Annotated in this window: 16 protein-coding genes; 14 read left to right on the top strand and 2 right to left on the bottom strand. The window is 46.4% G+C overall.

All coding sequences use genetic code 11. From position 1 onward, the window contains the following. The first annotated feature begins 322 nt into the window (after positions 1-322). The 14 genes from VJL_RS07680 (at position 323) to VJL_RS07745 (ending at position 18437) form a co-directional block, all read left to right on the top strand. Positions 323-2926 (top strand): TonB-dependent receptor plug domain-containing protein, encoded by a 2604-nt coding sequence (locus VJL_RS07680; protein ID WP_038876964.1) that lies wholly within the window; start codon positions 323-325, stop codon positions 2924-2926. A gap of 73 nt (positions 2927-2999) precedes the next feature. Beyond that, positions 3000-3764 (top strand): DUF3450 domain-containing protein, encoded by a 765-nt coding sequence (locus tag VJL_RS07685; protein ID WP_038870106.1) that lies wholly within the window; start codon positions 3000-3002, stop codon positions 3762-3764. A gap of 3 nt (positions 3765-3767) precedes the next feature. Continuing rightward, positions 3768-5129 carry a MotA/TolQ/ExbB proton channel family protein gene (locus VJL_RS07690; protein WP_038870104.1) on the top strand — a complete coding sequence of 454 codons (1362 nt, stop codon included), beginning with the start codon at positions 3768-3770 and terminating at the stop codon, positions 5127-5129. Positions 5130-5138: 9 nt separating this feature from the next. Next, positions 5139-5666 carry a MotA/TolQ/ExbB proton channel family protein gene (locus VJL_RS07695; protein ID WP_038870102.1) on the top strand — a complete coding sequence of 176 codons (528 nt, stop codon included), beginning with the start codon at positions 5139-5141 and terminating at the stop codon, positions 5664-5666. A gap of 25 nt (positions 5667-5691) precedes the next feature. Further along, positions 5692-6099, top strand: a complete 408-nt coding sequence (locus tag VJL_RS07700) for an ExbD/TolR family protein (protein ID WP_005430119.1) — start codon at positions 5692-5694, stop codon at positions 6097-6099. A 4-nt stretch (positions 6100-6103) separates the two neighbouring features. Further along, positions 6104-6736, top strand: coding sequence for an energy transducer TonB (locus tag VJL_RS07705; protein WP_005529132.1), 633 nt, complete (start codon positions 6104-6106; stop codon positions 6734-6736). Between the two features lie 11 nt (positions 6737-6747). Beyond that, positions 6748-7962 (top strand): tetratricopeptide repeat protein, encoded by a 1215-nt coding sequence (locus VJL_RS07710; protein ID WP_038876967.1) that lies wholly within the window; start codon positions 6748-6750, stop codon positions 7960-7962. Between the two features lie 363 nt (positions 7963-8325). Next, entirely contained in the window at positions 8326-8949 is a 624-nt protein-coding gene (gene gmk, locus VJL_RS07715) for a guanylate kinase (protein WP_038870100.1), read from the top strand. Positions 8950-9112: 163 nt separating this feature from the next. Next, positions 9113-9385: a DNA-directed RNA polymerase subunit omega gene (rpoZ, locus tag VJL_RS07720; RefSeq protein ID WP_005379346.1), complete on the top strand. Its 273-nt coding sequence runs from the start codon at positions 9113-9115 to the stop codon at positions 9383-9385. A gap of 39 nt (positions 9386-9424) precedes the next feature. Continuing rightward, positions 9425-11545, top strand: coding sequence for a bifunctional GTP diphosphokinase/guanosine-3',5'-bis pyrophosphate 3'-pyrophosphohydrolase (gene spoT, locus VJL_RS07725; protein ID WP_038870099.1), 2121 nt, complete (start codon positions 9425-9427; stop codon positions 11543-11545). Between the two features lie 52 nt (positions 11546-11597). Next, complete coding sequence (gene trmH / locus VJL_RS07730) at positions 11598-12281, top strand: tRNA (guanosine(18)-2'-O)-methyltransferase TrmH (protein ID WP_038876971.1); 684 nt, start codon at positions 11598-11600, stop codon at positions 12279-12281. 211 nt (positions 12282-12492) lie between these two features. After that, on the top strand, positions 12493-14574 hold the full coding sequence (gene recG, locus VJL_RS07735; RefSeq protein WP_038876973.1) for an ATP-dependent DNA helicase RecG: 2082 nt from the start codon (positions 12493-12495) through the stop codon (positions 14572-14574). 233 nt (positions 14575-14807) lie between these two features. Continuing rightward, on the top strand, positions 14808-16793 hold the full coding sequence (locus VJL_RS07740) for a S9 family peptidase (RefSeq protein WP_038876975.1): 1986 nt from the start codon (positions 14808-14810) through the stop codon (positions 16791-16793). A gap of 252 nt (positions 16794-17045) precedes the next feature. Beyond that, positions 17046-18437 carry a uracil-xanthine permease family protein gene (locus tag VJL_RS07745; RefSeq protein WP_038876977.1) on the top strand — a complete coding sequence of 464 codons (1392 nt, stop codon included), beginning with the start codon at positions 17046-17048 and terminating at the stop codon, positions 18435-18437. Positions 18438-18514: 77 nt separating this feature from the next. Here VJL_RS07745 and envZ read toward each other — a convergent pair whose 3' ends face one another. Both envZ and ompR read right to left on the bottom strand, forming a co-directional pair. Beyond that, entirely contained in the window at positions 18515-19807 is a 1293-nt protein-coding gene (envZ, locus tag VJL_RS07750) for a two-component system sensor histidine kinase EnvZ (protein WP_038876979.1), read from the bottom strand. Between the two features lie 124 nt (positions 19808-19931). After that, a complete protein-coding gene (gene ompR / locus VJL_RS07755) occupies positions 19932-20651 on the bottom strand; it encodes an osmolarity response regulator transcription factor OmpR (RefSeq protein WP_038870089.1) in 720 nt (239 codons plus the stop codon). Positions 20652-21139 lie beyond the last annotated feature (488 nt).

A 21139-nucleotide genomic window follows, 5' to 3' on the forward strand; every position in this document is an offset into this window, starting at 1 on the left:
ATAAGCATCCATTTTCAGTACCAATCGCCTAGTTAAAAACCAAAGGCCACATAAGTCATTAGTCTTTACAAGAAACACAAAATACGGTGTTTTATTAATATTTAATCTCACCCACCCTTCCTAACACAGCCATTTATTCTGTGATTTGCATCACTTTTGGAATTTTACATCTTTTTTACATTTCCCTATCTCTGTTTACCACTGGTTTGACTTCCTTTTTTCACCTCAGGTATACATGTGGCAAGCGTTAACGAAATCTTAACGTCACAATTGGTCTTTAAGTGACCATACATAGGAAATAATAATAATCGGAGCAACAAGGATGTATAAAAACACAACCGCTTTATCTGTTGCGATCAGCCTTGCACTGGGAACGGCGGCGGCAGTGGCCCCACTAGCAGCACAGGCAGAAGAGCAGCAAGTTGAAAAACTTCAAAAGATGAAAGTTACTGGTTCACGTTTAACACGTGCGTCTATGGAAGGAAGCACTCCAGTAGCAGTAATCGGCCGTGCAGAAATTGAACGTGCCGGTGATGTATCTATCGCTGATGTACTACGTAAATCTTCATTTAACTCTTTTGGTTCACACAGCGAACGTTCAGGCAGCTCGGCACAAAGCCAAGCAACCATCTCTCTACGAGGTCTAGGTTCTGAACGTACTCTAGTTCTAATTAACGGCAAACGCCTTCCCGGCTCAGCAGCTATGGGTGGCGGTGCTGCCAACATCAACGTAATCCCTTCTGCAATCGTAGAACGTGTTGAAGTAATGGCCGACGGTGGTTCCGCTGTATACGGTTCAGATGCTGTTGCGGGTGTAGTGAACATCATCTTGAAAGATGAGTTCGACGGCATCAACGTCACAGTTGGTTCAGGTATCCCTAGTCAAGAAGGCGGCGATGAACAGAATGTTGCTTTCGTGATGGGTACAAGTGGTGAGAAAGGCAACATCATGTTCTCGTTTGAGCATGATAGTAAAGACGAAATCTACCAACGCGATCGTGACTACCTAAGCTCAACCAATACTGGTGCGGACAACTACTTTGATATGTCTGGTGTGAGTATCTACGGCCGAAACGTTTACCATAATGGTGAGCTTAAAGCGCTGAAAGGTTACGACACAGACGCAACTTGTGATTCATCAAAAGGCTTTGTTGGTCTAACCAACTACCCTGGTCTGGGTGATATCTGTGGTTACGACTACACAGCTGATGCTGCGCAAACTGCTTCTCTAGAGCGTAATACTGTTTTTGTTAACGGTAATATTTTCCTGAATGACGACACAACGTTCAATGCACAAGTGCTTTTGAACCGCAACGAAAGCTTCGGTCGTTATGCTCCTGCAGCAGGTTGGTTTGAAGTTGACCCAACAACATCTGGTGGTTCTGACTTCTTCACAGAGAATGGTCTCGATCCAGCAGCGGGCCCTGCTCGTGTTTACTACCGTTTCAACAACGTAGGTACACGTGACAATAACGTAACTGACTTCCAAGCTGATTTGAAAGCAGGCCTAGACGGCACACTTTACACAGATAGCTTCGGTGATGTGGTTTGGGAAACGGGTTACCAGCTTAACTTCTCGAACAGTAACGAAATTGGTACAGGTTACGTGTTCCGCTCACCGGCTGAACAGCTAGCGAACTCTGGCGAGTTTGTTGATGGCGAGTTCAGTGCTGATGCAACGAGTGACCTAGCAGCCGGAACAAGCCGCGAAACGCAAATGGAAATGCACAACTTCTACGGTGGTCTTCAGTTTGACCTAGCAGAAATCGGTGACGTTACCATTCCTGTGTATGTTGGTGCAGAGTTCACAACTTACGATTACTTTGACAAATACGATCCACAAAGTGAAGCAGGTAACATCATCGGTAGTTCTGGTAACTCAGCAGGTGGTGACCGTGAAACTTACGCGCTTTACGCAGAGTCTCTGATCGCGTTTACCGATGAGCTAGAGATGAATATTGCGGCACGTTACGACCACTACAGTGACTTCGGTAGTGAGATTTCACCAAAAGCATCATTCCGTTACCAACCTCTTGATAACCTAATGTTCCGTACAGGTGCGGGCATGGGCTTCCGTGCGCCAACATTAGCAAACCTTTACGGTGCGGATAGCTTCTCTGCAGATAGCGCAAAAGATTACGTTTACTGTCAAGCAAACGGCATCTCTGACGCAGACTGTCCAGAAACTCAGTACGACGTAACTCGTACATCAAACGAAGATCTAGATGCTGAAACATCTGTGTCATTTAACTTCGGTGTAAGCTACTCACCAATCGAAGATCTAGACCTGACACTTGATTACTACAACATCAGTATCGATGACGTAATCACGCTTAACTCTCTACAAAGCATGATCGACCAAGAGCGTAGCAGTGGTGTTGCTAACCCGAACATCGACCGTGATGCAACAGGCCGTATTACGCACGCAACAGCAGGCCTAGAAAACTTAGGTACTCTAGATACTTCTGGTCTTGACCTGAAAGTTGGCTACCGTTACGACTTCGACTCAGCTGTTCTACGTTACGACTTCATGGGTAGCTATGTTCTTGACTACAGCGCACCTGAATACGTGAATGGTCCAGTGAACAACCAAGTTGGCCGTAATGGTCTACCTGAGTACCGTTTCAACACAGGTGTTGGCCTTAACTTCCTAGAAGAGCACGATGTTTACCTATCAGCAGACTACATCGCGTCACAAGCACAAGACGTTGATGAGAACTACAACAAGACAGGCAACATCCCATCACAAACCATCTGGAACGTAGCATACAACTACCTAGCTCCATGGGATGCGAAGTTCACTGCAGGTGTACGTAACCTTACCGATGAAGACCCAGCATTTGAGTCTGATGGTGTGACTTACGATGCTGACCTATACAGCATTCAAGGCCGCGTTTACTTCGTGAAATACTCTCAAAACTTTTAATTAAAACCTTTGGCGCAGGAGCTTTTCCTGCGCCCCACTCGACTGACTTTTATACACTGACAAGGATGCAACTATGACGTTAAAGGAATTTGGCGTAAGTGCAGTTACTGCCGCGATTTTATCGGTAAGCGGAGCAGCCGTCGCTGCAGACTCTGGTACCGTCGTCGCTAACCAAGCAAAAACGACGAAGTCTTCTCAGGCTTCACAACAAAAAATCGACACCTATGCTGAAAGCACTGAAGGCATGTTGGCTGAATACAAAGGCCTTCTGCGTCAGATCGACAGCATGAAAATCTACAACGAGCAAATCAATCGTATGGTTCAATCGCAGCAAGGCGAATTGGATTCATTAAACAGCCAGATTGCTCAAATCGATCAAACCGCGACTGAGGTTGTGCCTCTTACATTGAAAATGATCGACGCTCTTGATGAGTTCGTTGTGCTTGATCTTCCTTTCCAAAAGGAAGAACGCGCAAAGCGCGTTAACGAATTGCGTGACCTGATGGATCGTGCAGACGTAACAACTTCTGAGAAATTCCGTAAAGTGATGGAAGCGTATCAAATTGAAGAAGGCTTCTCTCGCTCAATCGAATCTTACAAAGCTAGCCTAGAGCGTAACGGTGAGACCGTGACTTACGACTTCCTACGTATTGGTCGTACTGCGCTTCTATTCCAATCTCCGGATGGCGGTGAAACAGGTATGTGGAATCAACAAACCCGTCAATGGGAATCACTACCAGAAAACTACCGTATCGCTGTACAGCAAGGCCTTCGTATCGCTAAGAAACAAGCGCCACCAGCGCTGATCAAACTGCCTGTATTTGCTGGGGAGGAATAAGAAATGAAAGGATTCAAAACTCTAGCCGCTGGTTTGCTAGCGAGCTTATTCATGATTTCCGGTGCGCAAGCTGAAGCACCTAAGAACTTATCTGAGCTACTGAAAAACGTAAAATCAGAAAGTATCGTTGAATCAAAAGAGAACAAGGCTCGTGAAGCTGAGTTCAAAAACAACCGTGACCAACAAGCTGCACTTCTTGAAAAAGCACGTGCAGAACTTGCAGCACAGCAAGCTCTTGGTGACGAATTAAAAGCAACATTTGATGAAAACGACAAACAGCTAACTGACCTAACAGAAACATTACGTGTTCGTTCAGGTACGTTAGGTGAAATGTTTGGTGTGGTTCGTCAGTATGCAGGTGAATTTAAAGGCCTATTTGCCGCTTCACAAAATGCTGTTCTTTTCCCAGAGCGTGACGCACTTCTTACGAAACTAGCAGAAAGTAAAGAACTTCCATCAACGCAAGAACTTGAAGCATTTTGGCACACGATCCTACAACAGGTAGTGGCATCAGGCGAGACAACAACAGCACAAGCAACAGTTGTATACGGCGAAGGTAAAGAAGCGGTACGTGACGTCACTCTTGTCGGTGAGTTTAACGCAATCGCAGATGGTAAGTACGTTACTTACGTACCTCAAACCGCTAAGTTTGAAGAACTATCACGCCAACCACGCAAAAACATTACTGGCCTAGTTGGTGGTTTTGAAGCAGCAGAAGGCACATACGAACCTTTGTTTATCGACCCATCTCGTGGTGTGATTCTGTCTCTACTTGTACAAAGCCCTACTGTTCAGGAGCGTATTGACCAAGGTGGTATCGTGGGTTACGTCATCCTAGGCATGGGTGCTATCGGTGCACTTATCGCGCTTATCTGTTACCTACGCCTATTGGTTATTGGTGGCAAAATGCGTAAGCAAGCGAAATCAGACACTGTTATTCCAGGTAACCCTCTGGGTGAAGTAATCCAAGCTTACCAAGACCACAAAGGTGACAACCTTGAGGATCTTGAAGCGAAACTGGATGAAATCATCCTACGCAACGCACCGAGCATTGAACGTTTTATCAGTTCAATCAAGCTGTTTGCTTCGGTAGCTCCTCTTCTGGGTCTACTAGGTACCGTTATGGGTATGATCGGTACATTCCAAGCAATCACACTATTTGGTACAGGTGATCCGAAGCTAATGGCTGGCGGTATCTCAGAAGCACTTGTTACTACGATGCTTGGTCTAGTTGTCGCAATTCCTCTACTGTTCCTGTACACCATCGTACACAGTAAAGGTCGCCGTTTGGTTCAAACTCTTGAAGAACAGAGTGCAGGCTTCATCGCTCGCTATCAGGAAAAACTGCATAAAGCCGAAAGCTAAGGAGGCATTATGTGGTGGTTAGTTGGAGAACTTGAATCAATTAGGCGCTTCTTGGGAATGGGTGGCGATGTACTTGTCGCCATCTTTATCCTCAGCTTTATGTTATGGGCAGTCTTGTTAGAACGTTGGTTTTACTTCGCTGCTGTCGCTCCCAAAGCAATGAAAAAAGCGGTGAGCTTTTGGGAAGAGCGTTCAGAACATAAAAGCTGGAACGCAAAGATGATCCGACAAGAAATGGTTTCTCGTCAGGATATTGAGAATAGAAAGGGACTGCCAATCGTTAAAGTACTGATTGCACTTTGTCCCCTACTTGGTCTGCTCGGCACTGTTGTCGGTATGATTCAAGTATTCGACATCTTAGCGGTAACAGGAACAGGAAGCCCCCGAGCAATGGCCTCGGGGATCTCAAAGGCAACAATCCCAACATTAGCGGGAATGGTGGCTTCTCTATCAGGACTTTTCTTTAGTACTCGTCTTGATCATTTAGCCAAAGTCACCACGCAGAAGCTTGAAGACAAGCTGAAGCACATTGCCTGAGTAAACGGAATTAGAGGTATAGGTCATGAAGAGACGCTATAGCAATGACAGCAGCGACGAGGCTGCTATCGATATGACTCCGATGCTAGACATCGTATTCATCATGTTGATCTTCTTTATCGTAACAACGTCGTTTGTTAAGGAAGCAGGTCTAGAAGTAAATCGTCCTACGGCAAGTTCAGCGCAAACCGTGAAGAAAGGTAACATCATGGTTGCTATCGGTGCAGCAGGCGATGTGTGGGTAGATAAGCGTCGTATTGAAGTCGATGCAGTTCGTGCCAACATCGAGCGTCTACGTGCTGAAAGCCCAGACGGTGCGGTTGTAATCCAAGCGGATACAGAAGCAAATGCTGGCGTAGTCGTGAAGGTGATGGACCAGATTAAGATGGCAGGTGTTGAAAGCATCTCCATTGCCGCAACCAATAAGGATTAAGCCTATGCGGTATCTGGCCTCAATTGCACTGGCGCTCATTGTCTCCCTTGGATTGTTCTGGGGGATGGACAAGCTAGTAAACAAAGAGCGCCACGAGCTAGTGTCGAATGATGATCTCCGTATGGTGGAATTCATTCGCATTAAACCGGACGAAAAAATACAGGAGAAAAAGCGCGAACTCCCGAAACCACCACCACCGAAGCGCCCACCGCCGCCACCTGAAATGAAGGTAACAGCAACGGTCAAACCGGTGATGGATCAAATCCCAATGGATATGCCGAAACTCGACCTACCAGTGAACGTTACAGGTGGTTCAGTACTCGGTCACTACTCGCAAGGTGGTGGCGCTCAACTGGCTGGAAGCGGAGGCCCAGTTCCTCTTGCGACATTCCAACCTCAAATGCCACGTAAAGCGGCACGAGCTGGGATTGAGAAAGGTATCGTTTTAGTAGAGTTTACTGTTAACGAGCGTGGCAGTGTTCAAGATGTCAAAGTCTTAAAAGAAACACCACGTAAGTTAGGCTTGGGTAAAGCAGCAAGAAAAACCGTATCAAAGTGGACCTTTAAACCAAAAATGGTTGATGGAAAGCCGGTAACTTCGCGCTTATCGCAAGAAATCGAGTTCTCTACTAACTAAGGAGTCGCAACATGAAAACATATACAAAATTGTTAGCTTCTCTATTGGTTATTGCAGGTGCGTACAGCGCACCTGCCCTAGCAAAAACACCAGAGTTGTCTGACAGAACATTCCGAACTGTGAACAAAGTTCAGGAACTGATTGCAACTGAAAAATACTCGGATGCTATCTCTAAACTGAACTCTGCCTTGGGAAGTACCAAGAAAAAGAAATACGACCGCGCCGTGTTACTACAACAGATGGGCTTTCTATATTCTTTAAAGGACGATTACCCAAAAGCAGCGAAGTACTTTGCTGAAGCACTCAAGTTAGATGCTTTACCAGTACCCGTAGCTCAACAGGTTCGTTATAGCCTCGCACAGCTTTATCTAGCAGAAGGCAAATTTAAGCAATCAGTTAATACGATGAACGAGTGGTTCAAGATTGCTGAAACAACAGAGGAAAAACCTCAAGCACATGCTTACATCACATTGGCAAGTGCTTACATTCAACTAGAAGATTACCGCAACGCAATTCCGCCAACCAAAAAGGCAATTGCAATGACGAAGAATCCTAGTGAATCTTGGTATCAGCTGTTGATGTCTGCTCACTATGAATTAAAGCAATTCAAAAGTGTTGCTGGCGTGCTAAAAATCTTGACTACCAAGTACCCGCAAAATAAGCGTTACTGGACACAATTGTCTGGTATTTACATGGAACTCAAACAAGAGCGTAATGCCCTTTCAACCTTAGAAATGGCCCATAAAATGGGTCTTTTAGAGGGAGAGAAAGAGTATCTACGCTTAGTGAACTTCCAAGCTTATCAAGGTGTACCTTTCCGCGCGGCTAAAACAATGCAAACGTCGATGGAAGAAGGTCATGTTGCGCGTACTGCTGAAAACTTAGAAAAACTAGCGTCTTTCTGGCAACAAGCACAGGAACTAGATAAGTCGATTGAGACTTATGTAGCGGCCTACAAGTTAGCGCCAAAAGTAAAAACGCAGATCAAGATTGCTCGTTTGATGATTCTCGACAAGCAGTACTCAGCAGCAACTAAGTTTGCTAAGAATGCCGCACCAGACGCCAAACGTGATGATAAAGGTGAGCTGAACTACATTCGAGGTATGGCGTACTTCGAATTAAATCAGCCAAGCAATGCATTAAAAGCAATGAAGAGTGCAGCGCAATCGCCTGATATGAAGCCTGTCGCTAGCCCTTGGATCAACTTCTTAGAGTCTCAAGGCTAACAGGCCACCAACACCTGTAAAGTAGTAACCAAAGTGGTTATGGTTGCTCCGAAAATTAAGTGTGAGTCAGTCGCACGCCTGGGGAAGTGAAAGCTTCCCCTTTTTTCGTTTCTGTATACAAAGATATGAATTTATACTGAGCCTCAAAGATCCAAAAGATCGGCTAGCCACCGCAAAGAGATCATGATACTCTTCGCCTCCATTTTTCTGGCGGGTTTATCACCAATCTCAAGCGGTTTGGTGAGAAAATCATCAACGTCAGTGCTATCGTTATACCAATTTCGCCAATAAGCGTTATTAGCATGACACAAGGTCGATACTCTTTCGGCATTCACTCAATCCAACCAAAAGTGGAACAGTACAATGGGCAAAGGTACTCTCTATATCGTATCGGCACCTAGCGGCGCAGGTAAATCTAGCTTGATCTCAGCAATGTTGGAACGCAACCCAACATACGCAATGAAAGTGTCTGTGTCTCATACTACTCGTAGCATGCGCCCTGGCGAAGAAAATGGTACGCACTACCACTTCGTAGCAAAAGAAGAGTTTGAAACTCTAATTGCTAAAGGCGACTTCCTAGAATATGCAGAAGTGTTCGGTAACTACTACGGCACATCACGCGTATGGATTGAAGAAACGCTAAATAAAGGCATCGACGTATTCCTAGACATCGATTGGCAAGGCGCACGCCAAATCCGTGAGCAAATGCCAGAAGCGAAAAGCATCTTTATCCTGCCACCATCAAATGGTGAGCTAGAGCGCCGTCTAAACACTCGTGGTCAAGACAGTGAAGAAGTAATCGCAAAACGCATGGCAGAAGCAAAGTCTGAAATCTCACACTACAACGAGTACGATTACGTAATCGTAAACGATGATTTCGACACTGCATTAATGGACTTTAAAGCCATTCTACGTGCGGAAAGATTGAAGGAAGAAAAGCAAGCTGCTAAATATAAAGGTATGCTTGATGCGCTTCTAGCAGAGTAATTCTGTTCGGAAACACAAATTTTCGCTTCTTTATTACGGTAAGGAAGCTTATATTGTTTATATAGAAAGTCATTGTTGTTGCACGTCTTATCGCTAGTAAATATTACGCTGAGACTGTATACTTTCTCGTCATTCAAAATTTAGTTAACTATTTGGAGTCCTCATGGCACGCGTAACTGTTCAAGACGCTGTTGAAAAAGTTGGCAACCGTTTCGACCTAGTACTGATTGCGGCTCGCCGCGCTCGTCAAATGCAAACTGGCGGTAAAGATGCACTAGTGCCAGAAGAGAACGATAAGCCAACGGTTATCGCTCTACGCGAAATCGAAGAAGGTTTAATTACTAAAGAAGTTCTAGACGCTCGTGAACGTCAAGAACAGCAAGAGCAAGAAGCGGCAGAGCTAGCGGCAGTAAGCAGCATCGCTCACAACCGTTAATTCTGACTTTAGAATTCAACAACCTCCCGGGCCTATAATTTGTATCTATTCGATAGCCTCAAAGACGTTGCCCAAGAATACCTAACAGAGCCTCAAATTGAGGCTCTGCGTCAATCTTATGTGGTAGCAAGAGATGCCCATGAAGGGCAAACCCGCTCAAGCGGTGAACCATACATCATCCACCCAGTCGCTGTGGCTCGAATCTTGGCCGAAATGCGCCTCGATATCGAAACCCTCCAAGCTGCTTTGCTGCATGACGTCATCGAAGACTGTGACGTTACAAAAGAAGATCTCGAAGAGAAATTCGGCAATACCGTCGCTGAGCTGGTTGATGGTGTATCTAAACTGGACAAACTCAAATTCCGCGATAGGAAAGAGGCTCAAGCCGAGAACTTCCGTAAGATGGTTCTGGCGATGGTGCAAGACATCCGCGTTATCCTGATCAAACTGGCCGACCGTACGCACAATATGCGCACGCTAGGTGCCCTGCGCCCTGACAAAAAACGCCGTATTGCTCGTGAAACACTGGAAATCTACGCGCCGCTGGCTCACCGACTTGGTATTCACAATATCAAAACGGAACTCGAGGAGCTTGGCTTCGAAGCGCTTTACCCTAACCGCTACCGCGTTCTAAAAGAAGTGGTGCGAGCGGCACGTGGTAATCGAAAAGAGATGATCCAACGTATTCACAGCGAAATTGAAGGCCGACTCGAAGATGTAGGCTTAAATGCGCGCGTGTTAGGTCGTGAAAAGAACCTGTTCTCCATCTACAACAAGATGAAAACCAAAGAACAGCGTTTCCACACCATCATGGATATCTACGCTTTCCGAGTGGTTGTTGATACTGCCGATACTTGTTATCGCGTCCTAGGCCAAGTACACAGCTTGTATAAGCCGCGCCCTAGTCGCATGAAAGATTACATCGCAGTACCAAAAGCGAACGGCTACCAATCGCTACACACTTCTATGGTCGGCCCACACGGTGTACCAGTAGAAGTTCAGATCCGTACCGAAGATATGGATCAAATGGCGGATAAAGGTGTTGCAGCACACTGGTCATACAAAGACAAGGGCGACAAGTCTGGCACAACAGCGCAAGTGAAAGCTCAGCGTTGGATGCAAAGCCTACTTGAGCTACAGCAAAGTGCAGGTAACTCATTCGAATTCATTGAAAACGTAAAATCGGATCTGTTCCCAGACGAAATTTACGTCTTCACGCCAAAAGGTCGTATCGTTGAATTGCCGTTAGGTGCTACAGCGGTCGACTTTGCTTATGCAGTGCATACTGATGTTGGCAACTCTTGCGTTGGTACTCGTGTTGATCGCAACCCTTACCCATTGAGTAAGGCACTGAAGAACGGTCAGACGGTAGAAATCATCAGTGCACCAGGCGCTCGTCCAAACGCGGCTTGGTTAAACTATGTCGTGACATCGCGTGCCCGCACTAAGATTCGTCAAGTATTGAAAACCATGCGTCGCGAAGAGTCGATTACCTTGGGTCGTCGCCTTCTGAATCACGCCTTAGGTCGCCACTCGATTGATTCAATCTACCCAGAAAACATCCAAGAAGTGCTCACGGATCTACGTTTAGAAAGCGTTGATGATCTGCTTGCAGCAATTGGTTTGGGTGAATTGATGAGTATCGTCATCGCTCGTCGCCTACTAGGTGACACCGATGAGTTGACCACAACAAGTTCGATTCCAAACGAATCTAAAAAGAAACTGCCAATCCGTGGGGCTGAAGGCCTGCTACTGACTTTCGCAAATTGTTGTCACCCTATCCCGGATGACCACATTATCGCTCACGTATCACCAGGTCGTGGTCTTGTGGTACACCGTGAAACGTGTCCAAACGTACGCGGTTATCAAAAAGAACCAGACAAATACATGGCTGTTGCTTGGTCTGAAGAGTACGACAAAGAATTCATCGCTGAACTAAAAGTCGATATGCTTAACAACCAAGGTGCGTTAGCGGAATTGACCAATGTGATTTCGAAAACCGGTTCGAACATTCACGGTCTCTCGACCGAAGAGCGCGACGGTCGCTTGTACACCGTTACCGTTCTGCTAACCACCAAAGATCGTGTTCACCTTGCTGGCATCATGCGTAAAATTAAGACCATGCCACAGGCGACTCGAGTCAGACGAAGAAAGAACTAAACTTCATCGCCATCCAATCACTGGGTGGCGATTTTTTATATCCCTATTAATTATGAATTTAGAACGTTACAACCGCATTCATCAGGTGCTAAAAGCACGCCAAACCGACCTCACTCTGTGCCTTGAAGAAGTTCATAAGCCAAACAACGTATCCGCTGTGATCCGTACTGCTGACGCAACAGGCTTACACAAAGTTCATGCGATTTGGCCAGACAAAATGCGTACCCTCACTCACACCTCAGCAGGCGCACGTAACTGGGTAGAAGTAGATACTCACAATTCGATTGAAACCGCGATTACCGAGCTCAAAGCGCAAGGCATGCAGGTTTTGGTCACGAACCTTTCGGACACCGCGGTCGATTTTCGTGAAATCGACTACACCAAGCCAACGGCAATTATTCTGGGTAGCGAAAAAATCGGCGCTTCAGAGCAAGCGAAAAAACTCGCAGACCAAGACATCATTATTCCAATGATCGGTATGGTGCAGTCTCTGAATGTCTCAGTCGCCAGCGCTGTGATTCTTTATGAAGCGCAGCGTCAGCGTGAAGCCGCTGGCATGTACGAACGTGAAGAGAGCGCTCTACCAAAAGAAACCATCAACCGCATTTTGTTCGAACGTGGGCATCCGGTCTTAGCAAAGGTAGCGAAGCGCAAAGGGCTAGAATACCCACAACTTGATGACGAAGGCCAAATTGTGGCTGACGAATCATGGTGGAAAGAGATGCAGAAGAAATAAATAGACTCGAGAGGCGAGAACGCTTCGCTTCGGGATAACCTCATATCGTCAACCGATATGGCTCTTTCTCGCCTCACTGGTTAGTTTATTTCCGCGTTCTCGAATCTCGGAGCGTAAGCGTTCCCATATCCCTTTCTCTAACTTAATCCTGTACAAAAACACAGCTTAGTGGTTAACATACTGCTATGTTAACTATTTTCTTGAGCCCACTATGTCTGCCCAAATGTTATCTGCTGTTCCTTTAACTTCTCTGTCTGGAGTTGGCGCTAAAGTCGCAGAAAAACTCGCCAAAGTTGGTTTGCATAGCGTTCAAGATCTACTGTTTCATCTTCCTCTTCGTTACGAAGATCGCACTCGCATTTATCCAATCGCCAAACTGCATGCCGGACTTTGGGCGGCGGTACAGGGCAAAGTCATGGCTGTCGATACTACTTTCGGCAAACGCAAAATGCTGACGGTAAAAATCAGCGACGGCAATGGCACGATTACCCTACGCTTTTTTAACTTTACTGCTGCGATGAAGAACAACTTCTCGAATGGTAAGTTAGTACACGCTTACGGTGAAATTAAGCGTGGCGGTATGGGCTTAGAAATTGTCCACCCTGACTACAAGTTTTATGTAAGTGAACAAAAACCGGATGTGGAACAAAGCTTAACCCCCGTTTATCCAACCACCGATGGGTTGCGCCAAATCACTTTGCGTAACCTGACGGAACAAGCCTTATCACTCCTAGATAAAGCCGCAGTACAAGAGTTGCTACCTTCCGGTTTGTACGATCACCAGATCACCATGTCGCAAGCGCTGCATACGATTCATCGACCGCCTCCAACCATTAATTTGGATGAGTTTGATGAAGGTAAACACCCAGCTCAAATTCGTTTGATCATGGAAGAGTTACTGGCGCAGAATCTCTCTATGTTGGCAGTGCGCAGCAAAGGGCAACAGGACGTTGCATTGCCTTTGGCGCCGTGTGACTCACTAAAAAAACAGCTACTGGCTCAATTGCCCTTCTCGCCGACCAATGCTCAAGCACGAGTCGTTAAAGAAATTGAAGCTGACTTAGAAAAAACGCACCCAATGATGCGCCTTGTTCAAGGTGACGTAGGCTCGGGGAAAACTTTAGTTGCTGCGCTTGCTGCCGTCAGAGCCATTGAACACAGCTATCAAGTCGCTTTAATGGCACCCACCGAACTGCTCGCCGAACAGCACGCGATTAACTTCGCTAATTGGTTCGAGAAAATGGGCATTCAGGTCGGTTGGCTTGCGGGTAAATTGAAAGGTAAAGCCAAAGAAGCCGAATTGGCGCGCATTGCCAGCGGTGAAGCGAAAATGGTAGTGGGCACTCACGCCCTTTTCCAAGAGCATGTTGAGTTCCATCATCTTGCGTTAGTCATTATTGATGAACAGCACCGCTTTGGTGTCCACCAGCGCTTAGAGCTGCGTGAGAAAGGCGCGAAACAAGGCGCTTATCCACATCAGCTCATCATGACAGCAACGCCGATTCCGCGAACATTAGCCATGACTGCTTATGCCGACTTAGAAACATCGGTGATTGATGAGCTACCGCCAGGTCGAACACCAATCCAGACCGTCGCGATTCCAGACACCAAACGCGATGATATCGTCGAACGAGTGCGCAATGCTTGCTTAAACGAAGGCAAACAAGCGTATTGGGTATGTACCTTAATTGATGAATCTGAAGTCTTGGAAGCTCAAGCCGCCGCTGATACCGCTGAAGAGCTGCAACGTAAACTGCCTGACGTAAAAATTGGTCTCGTGCACGGACGAATGAAGCCCGCCGAGAAGCAAGCGGTGATGCAGGATTTCAAAGACAATAAGCTGCATTTACTGGTTGCAACGACAGTGATTGAAGTTGGCGTGGACGTGCCCAATTCCAGCCTGATGATCATCGAGAACCCAGAGCGCTTGGGTTTAGCTCAGTTGCACCAGCTTAGAGGTCGTGTTGGTCGAGGTTCAGTGGCGAGCCATTGTGTGTTGCTGTATCACTCGCCACTATCAAAAACCGCCCAAAAACGTTTAGGCGTATTACGTGAAAGCAATGACGGCTTTGTGATTGCACAGAAAGACTTAGAGATTCGTGGACCGGGTGAGCTTCTTGGCACCAAACAAACTGGCTTGGCCGATTTTAAAATTGCCGACTTAGTGCGAGATCAGCGCTTAATTCCGGAAGTTCAACGCATCGCGCGTTACATTCATGACAACTACCCAACGAATGCGACCGCAATTATTGACCGTTGGTTAGGTGAGCGTGACATTTACTCTAAGGCGTAAGCTCTTTTTTCTCACCTACCCTCGCTCCATTAATAAACCTACCTTACAGACACTGCTCTGTAAGGTAGGTTTCGCATACATTCATTGCGCCAATGAATATCTCATTTAATAAAAGCCAACTCGACTTTATTCAATAATTACGACAAGTTAGAGCAAGCAAACTCTACATAAAGTTAATGATCCAAGCGGATATAAAAACATCATAAATACACAATGTCATCAAGGATAGATGCATGAAAAAACGTACCTTGCTTGCGGTCACAGCAGCATTAGTTGGTTCTGTACACTCCGCCCCCATAGCAGCGCAAGATAAACAGAGCGCGATTCTTCAGTCGGCTGAGCTTTTTGCCAAAAGTTCGGCTTACTTTAATCCAAAAATATCACCTGACGGCAAGCACTTAGCCTTTGAATCCAGTATCGATGGTAAAGATGCTTTGGTTATACTCGACAGTAAAACCATGCAGCCGAGCAGTGTGCTGCGCTTCTCAGGTAACGAGCAAGTGGGTGATTATTATTGGGTCAATAATGAACGTGTTGTCGCATCCAAAGAATATTTAAAGAGTTGGTCTACCGCCCCTCGCTACTACGGCGAACTCGTCTCGGCCAATGTGGATGGAAACAAATACGCTTATATATTTGGTTATAACCCTCCTCAAACTAGCCGCCTAGTGCGAGCATCCTCTATCGTAAGAGCTTACGGTGATGTCCTAGATATTCTGCCTGAAGACGACCGCCATATCTTAGTTTCTGCTCTTCCTCTCGGTGAATACAGTTTCAACTTAGAAGCGCCAAGAGAGGTGTACCGCGTCAACGTATACACCGGTAGACGCTCAAAGATAACGACAGCACCCATCCCGTTTAGTCGGTTTCTCACCGACCATGATGGTGAAGTTCGCTTTGTTTCAGGCTTGAATAGCAATAACAAAGTCGAGCTTTATTATCGCGTCAACGATCAATGGAAAAGCTCCGATAAATTGGCGGCTTTAAAAAACTTCGAAGAGTTCTATCCCATCTCTTTTGCAGAGAATCAAGATTCCGTTTATGCCGCGATAAGTCAGTCAGGTGAGCCAAGAGCAATCCATCACCTCAACTTAAAAACCGGTAAAAGTACAAAAGTTGCTTCGGATGATACCGTCGATCCGAAGGAATATTGGTTAGATCCAGACTCAAAGCAACTTTACGCGGTCGAGTTTGAAAGTGATTACCCTACTTATGCCTTTGTTGATCCAAAAAACAAACGCAGCGAATACTTAAAGCAAATCCTCACTTCTCTGCCTGGTCATCAAGTTCGCCTAGTCAGTGAGACAGAAGCTGGTGACGCTTACGTCATCATGGCCTTTAACGATAGAAATCCTGGGGATTACTACTTATTTACCACCGAGCCAAAAGAAATCCGTTATCTGTTCTCGGCACGAGAGTGGTTAGACCCAGAGAAAATGGCCGAAGTGAAGCCTTTTGAGTTCACCAGTCGAGACGGGAAAACCATCTCAGGCTATCTGACATTGCCTCCAAATACTGAAGCAAAAAATCTCCCTCTTATCGTCAATCCGCATGGCGGTCCTCATGGTCCACGAGATTGGTGGCGTTTTACCGAGGAGAATCAGTTTCTCGCTAACAATGGCTATGCTGTGATGCAAGTAAATTTCCGTGGCAGTGGTGGTTTCGGTAAGCAGTTTGAAGAGGCTGGCTATCGTAAATGGGGAACGAACATTCAATATGACATCATCGACGCCACCAAACACATTGTCGCAGAAGGCATCGCAGATAAAGAACGCATCTGTATTTCTGGCGGAAGCTTTGGTGGATACAGTGCATTGCAATCCGCCACCCTTGCACCTGAGTTATTCCAGTGCGCAGTGGGCAGTGCCGGTGTTTATGACCTTGAGTTGATGTTCACCGAAGGTGATGTGCCCGATAGTCGCATGGGGTTAAGCTATTTGAAAGAAGTACTGGGAACCGATCCTAAAGTCTGGAAAGCCATGTCTCCAACTCATAATGCAGACAAGTTAAAAGCTTCTATTCTTCTCGTGCATGGTGGAAAAGATCAACGTGCGCCTATTGAACATTATGAGGCAATGGCTAAAGCACTCGACAAGCTCAACTATCCATACGAATCTTTTGTGTTAGACGATGAAGGACATGGCTTTTACAAAGACGAACACCGAGCTAAATATTACGCTCATGTGTTGGGCTTCTTCGATAAGCACTTAAAAAACTAACCACCCAATGTAAAACCTTAAAGGCGATAACCATTCCGTTATCGCCTTTTCTTTTTAGCCCAAAGCAAACGTTTGCTTTTTGAATAAATCCCTCTATAATCGCGCTCAAAATTTATGGTGTGCACCTTGTCACATCAAACCAACCTGAGTTGACACTGATTAACAGCAATCACAGGTCATAACGTCAACTCCACCCAGCACTCCCATTCAGCGAGCTCTGGGCCAAGAATTATTGCGACTAGCGAGACAAAAATGACAACTTCAAACCGAACTTCGGAACTGGTCTATCAGTTAAACGATCGTCCACCACTACCTCAGACCATTTTTGCTGCACTTCAGCACTTATTGGCGATGTTCGTAGCCGTTATTACTCCTTCTCTGATCATTTGTCAGTCTTTGGGTGTGCCTGCAGACCAAACCAATACCATCATCAGCATGTCACTGTTTGCGTCAGGCGTGTCTTCCTTTATTCAAATTCGTACCTTTGGTCCTATCGGCTCTGGTTTGCTTTCAGTGCAAGGCACCAGCTTTAACTTCTTAGGTCCAATCATAGGTGCGGGTCTTTCTCTTAAAGCTGGCGGCGCTGATCTTAGCACCATGATGGCAGCGATTTTCGGTACTATCTTGGTGGCGTCTTTTGCTGAAATCCTGCTATCTCGCGTCCTAGAACACGCACGCCGCATCATTACGCCATTGGTATCTGGCATTGTCGTGACGCTTATCGGTCTAACACTTATCCAAGTGGGTTTGGTATCAATGGGCGGTGGCTACGCGGCAATGAGCGATGGCTCTTTCGGTAGCCTAGACAAGTTAGCTCTCGCTGGTACGGTACTTGGCTTGATCGTAATCCTTAACCGTTCAAAGAACCCATACCTACGCGTAGCTTCTATCGTGATTGCAATGTTGGTTGGCTACGTCATGGCGTACTTCATGGGCATGGTCGACACTTCAACACTGGGCGAAACTGAACTCATCGCGCTGCCAATCCCAATGCAATACGGCTTAAGCTTCGACTGGTCGCTGTTTATTCCACTGGTTCTGATTTTCTTCATCACAGCACTAGAAGCAATTGGTGACATTACCGCAACGTCTGAAGTTTCTGGAGAGCCAGTGAAAGGCCCGGTTTACATGAAGCGCATCAAAGGCGGCGTATTAGCTGACGGTCTGAACTCAGCGATTGCAGCAGTATTCAACAGCTTCCCGAACTCTACCTTTAGCCAAAACAACGGCATCATAATGCTCACTGGTGTAGCAAGCCGTTACGTGGGTTACTTCATTTCAGGCATGTTGGTGATTCTGGGTCTGTTCCCGGGTGTGGCAAGCTTTGTTCAACTGATTCCTGAGCCAGTACTGGGCGGCGCGACTATCGTGATGTTCGGTACCATTGCCGCTGCAGGTGTGCGCATCATCTCTCGTGTCGATCTCGATCGCCGCGCAATCCTAATTATGGCGCTGTCATTCTCAATGGGTTTGGGCATTGCACAAAAACCAGAAATTCTGCAATTCATGCCGGAGTTCATTAAGAGTATTTTCTCAACAGGCGTGGCGGCAGGCGGCATCACCGCTATCGTATTGAACCTACTGCTTCCAGAGAAACTGGAAGAGGAGGATGAGCTGGTTGCTCAAGAGGTAAAAGAATCCTAACCTTGCCTAGGATGATCGGGGAGCCCAACCTAGTCATAGGTTGGGCTTTTTTATTGGAATCGATTGAGCAAGAAAGCTTACTTGGTTGGGAAACTGATTTGTGCGCTTAACCCGCCTTCACTGCGGTTACGTACCACAACCGAGCCAGAATGTTGGCTAACGATACGCTTCACAATGGCTAAGCCCAATCCGGTCCCCTCACTACCTCGCGCGGTATCACCACGAGTAAAAGGTTCAAACAACTTGGCAATTTGCGACTGCTCGATACCCGGGCCATTGTCTTCAACGCAAACCCACACCAACTGTTTGTCGGCCGTGACGCCCGTACTGATTTTCACCCAGCCATTGCCGTATCGTAGAGCATTAACCACAAGGTTACTCACCGCGCGTTTAATCGCGATTGGACTGCCTTTCGCGGTTGGCATCGTAGGGTTGAGGTCAGTTTCGATTTCGACTTCATAACCCCCTTCCGACGTTGCTACATCGCTGGTAATGGTATTGATGTCCACCTGCTCAAACGACTCTTTATTTACTGGCTTGAGGTAGTCCATAAACTGACTGATGATCTCGTTACACTCTTCGGTATCACTGATGATGCCTTCGGCTAAGTAACTGTCTTCAGGTGACATCATTTCTGTCGCGAGGCGAATACGCGTCAGTGGCGTGCGTAAGTCGTGACTAATGCCTGCCATTAGTAGCGCACGATCTTCTTCCAGCTCTTGAATACCTTTCGACATCTGGTTGAATGCGCGAGTTACAGAGCGGATTTCTGAAGCACCTTTCTCTGGCAATGGCGGCGGAATTTCACCTCGACCTACTCCTTTCGCGGCTTTTTCTAACGCAATCAAAGGTCGGTTTTGCAAACGGATAAACAACCAGCCACCAGCAATGATAAGAAGCGCCATGATCAAGCTGTTACGGAACAGCGGAGCAAAATCTTCTTCTTGCAGTTCAGAGAGCGGAATACGAATGATGGAGTTCGGCAACTGATCGATGCGCATCCACAGAATGTAGCTCTCACTGCCAAGTAGCAAACGAACTTCCGTTGGTGAGCCAAGCTCTTGCGACATTTCTTCTGACATCAAGTCAATCGACATCGCATGATTGAACTCATTCATCATCTCGCTATCAACGCTATGTACTGTTACTCCAAGATTTTCTAGCAATTGGTGACGCAGAGGTGCATCAGACTTGAGTAAACCATCTTCATCAAGAACCAAATTCAATTCATGAGCGAGAATTTTGTTGAACTGTTGCAAACTTGGCATCAACGCGTAATTAAAAACGGCGTAGTAAGAAAAGACTTGGCTAGCGAGAAGCAAAGAAATGAACAGTAAAATGGATTGTGTAAATGAACTTCGGATTCGCATGGAGGATCCCTAATGGACTGTTCCTAGTGAACAACATTAATTGCGAGTTTCCAGCCCTCAAACAGGAAGGAGGCTTGAGGGTGGAATATGAGCAGCCGAGTATCGGCAAACCTTTTATAGCAGATTACGCTTCTTTACCGTCTGGAACGAACACGTAGCCTAAACCCCACACCGTCTGGATGTAGCGCGGCTTGCTTGGATCATCCTCAAGCATGCGGCGTAGACGCGAAATTTGAACGTCGATAGAACGCTCCATTGCCGAGTATTCACGACCACGGGCCATGTTCATCAGCTTATCACGTGACATCGGCTCACGAGCGTTGGTCACAAGTGCTTTCAGCACCGCAAACTCACCTGAAGTCAGTGGCATCGCCTCTTCACCACGGAACATTTCGCGCGTTCCTAGGTTAAGACGGAAGTCACCAAACTCAACGACTTTCTCTTCCGTGCTTGGCGCACCAGGTAGTTCAACCGTTTGGCGGCGAAGTACTGCTTTAATTCGAGCCAGCAGTTCACGCGGGTTAAACGGTTTTGGTAAGTAATCGTCTGCTCCCACTTCTAGACCAACGATACGATCAACTTCATCGCCTTTCGCCGTCAGCATTAGGATAGGTAGCATGTTGTTGGCATGACGTAAACGACGACAAATCGATAAGCCATCTTCGCCCGGCAACATTAAATCCAGCACCATAAGGTGGAAGTTTTCACGGGTCAGAAGACGATCCATTTGCTCGCCGTTAGCGACACTTCTCACCTGAAAACCTTGCTCAGAAAGGTAACGCTCCAAAAGAGCACGCAAACGAGCATCGTCATCAACCACTAATATTTTATGATTTTCCTGCATTGAAACATCCTTTCAGAGGCATCTATAGTCAAAAATGTATCACTGTTTTTTCAAACGTGCTTGTGCAAATTGTTACTCTTTTTATCTTAGCCACGATTTTGATGGATTATTCCCATGTTTCACCTTGTTTTTCTTCCCTTCACAACAATTTACAGTCAGACAAAATCAAGGCGGCTATACCCAAGTGACTTCAAGATGCAGGATTCAGAGCGCTGTCATTGATTCCCTGTTTATCGAAAGTAAGCAAGGAAAACAACGCAGCGTAATAGCCAGCTCTTTCCAAGTTGTTTGACACAGCCATTGGTTTAATAAAAAAGCGGGTCAATTACACGCTCCCGAAGGGCACTCTTTACAAATGGTAAGGCTCTTGGCTTGTATACTTTGTTGCCGATTCTTGATTTAGGCCCACTAGACCTTTAAATCGCCGCCGCGTCTACAAACCAAGTCATTCTCGCTGAACCTAGCATCTTGAGGTTACTTGGGTATAT

Source organism: Vibrio jasicida CAIM 1864 = LMG 25398 (assembly GCF_000400365.1).
GTDB classification, from domain to species: domain Bacteria; phylum Pseudomonadota; class Gammaproteobacteria; order Enterobacterales; family Vibrionaceae; genus Vibrio; species Vibrio jasicida.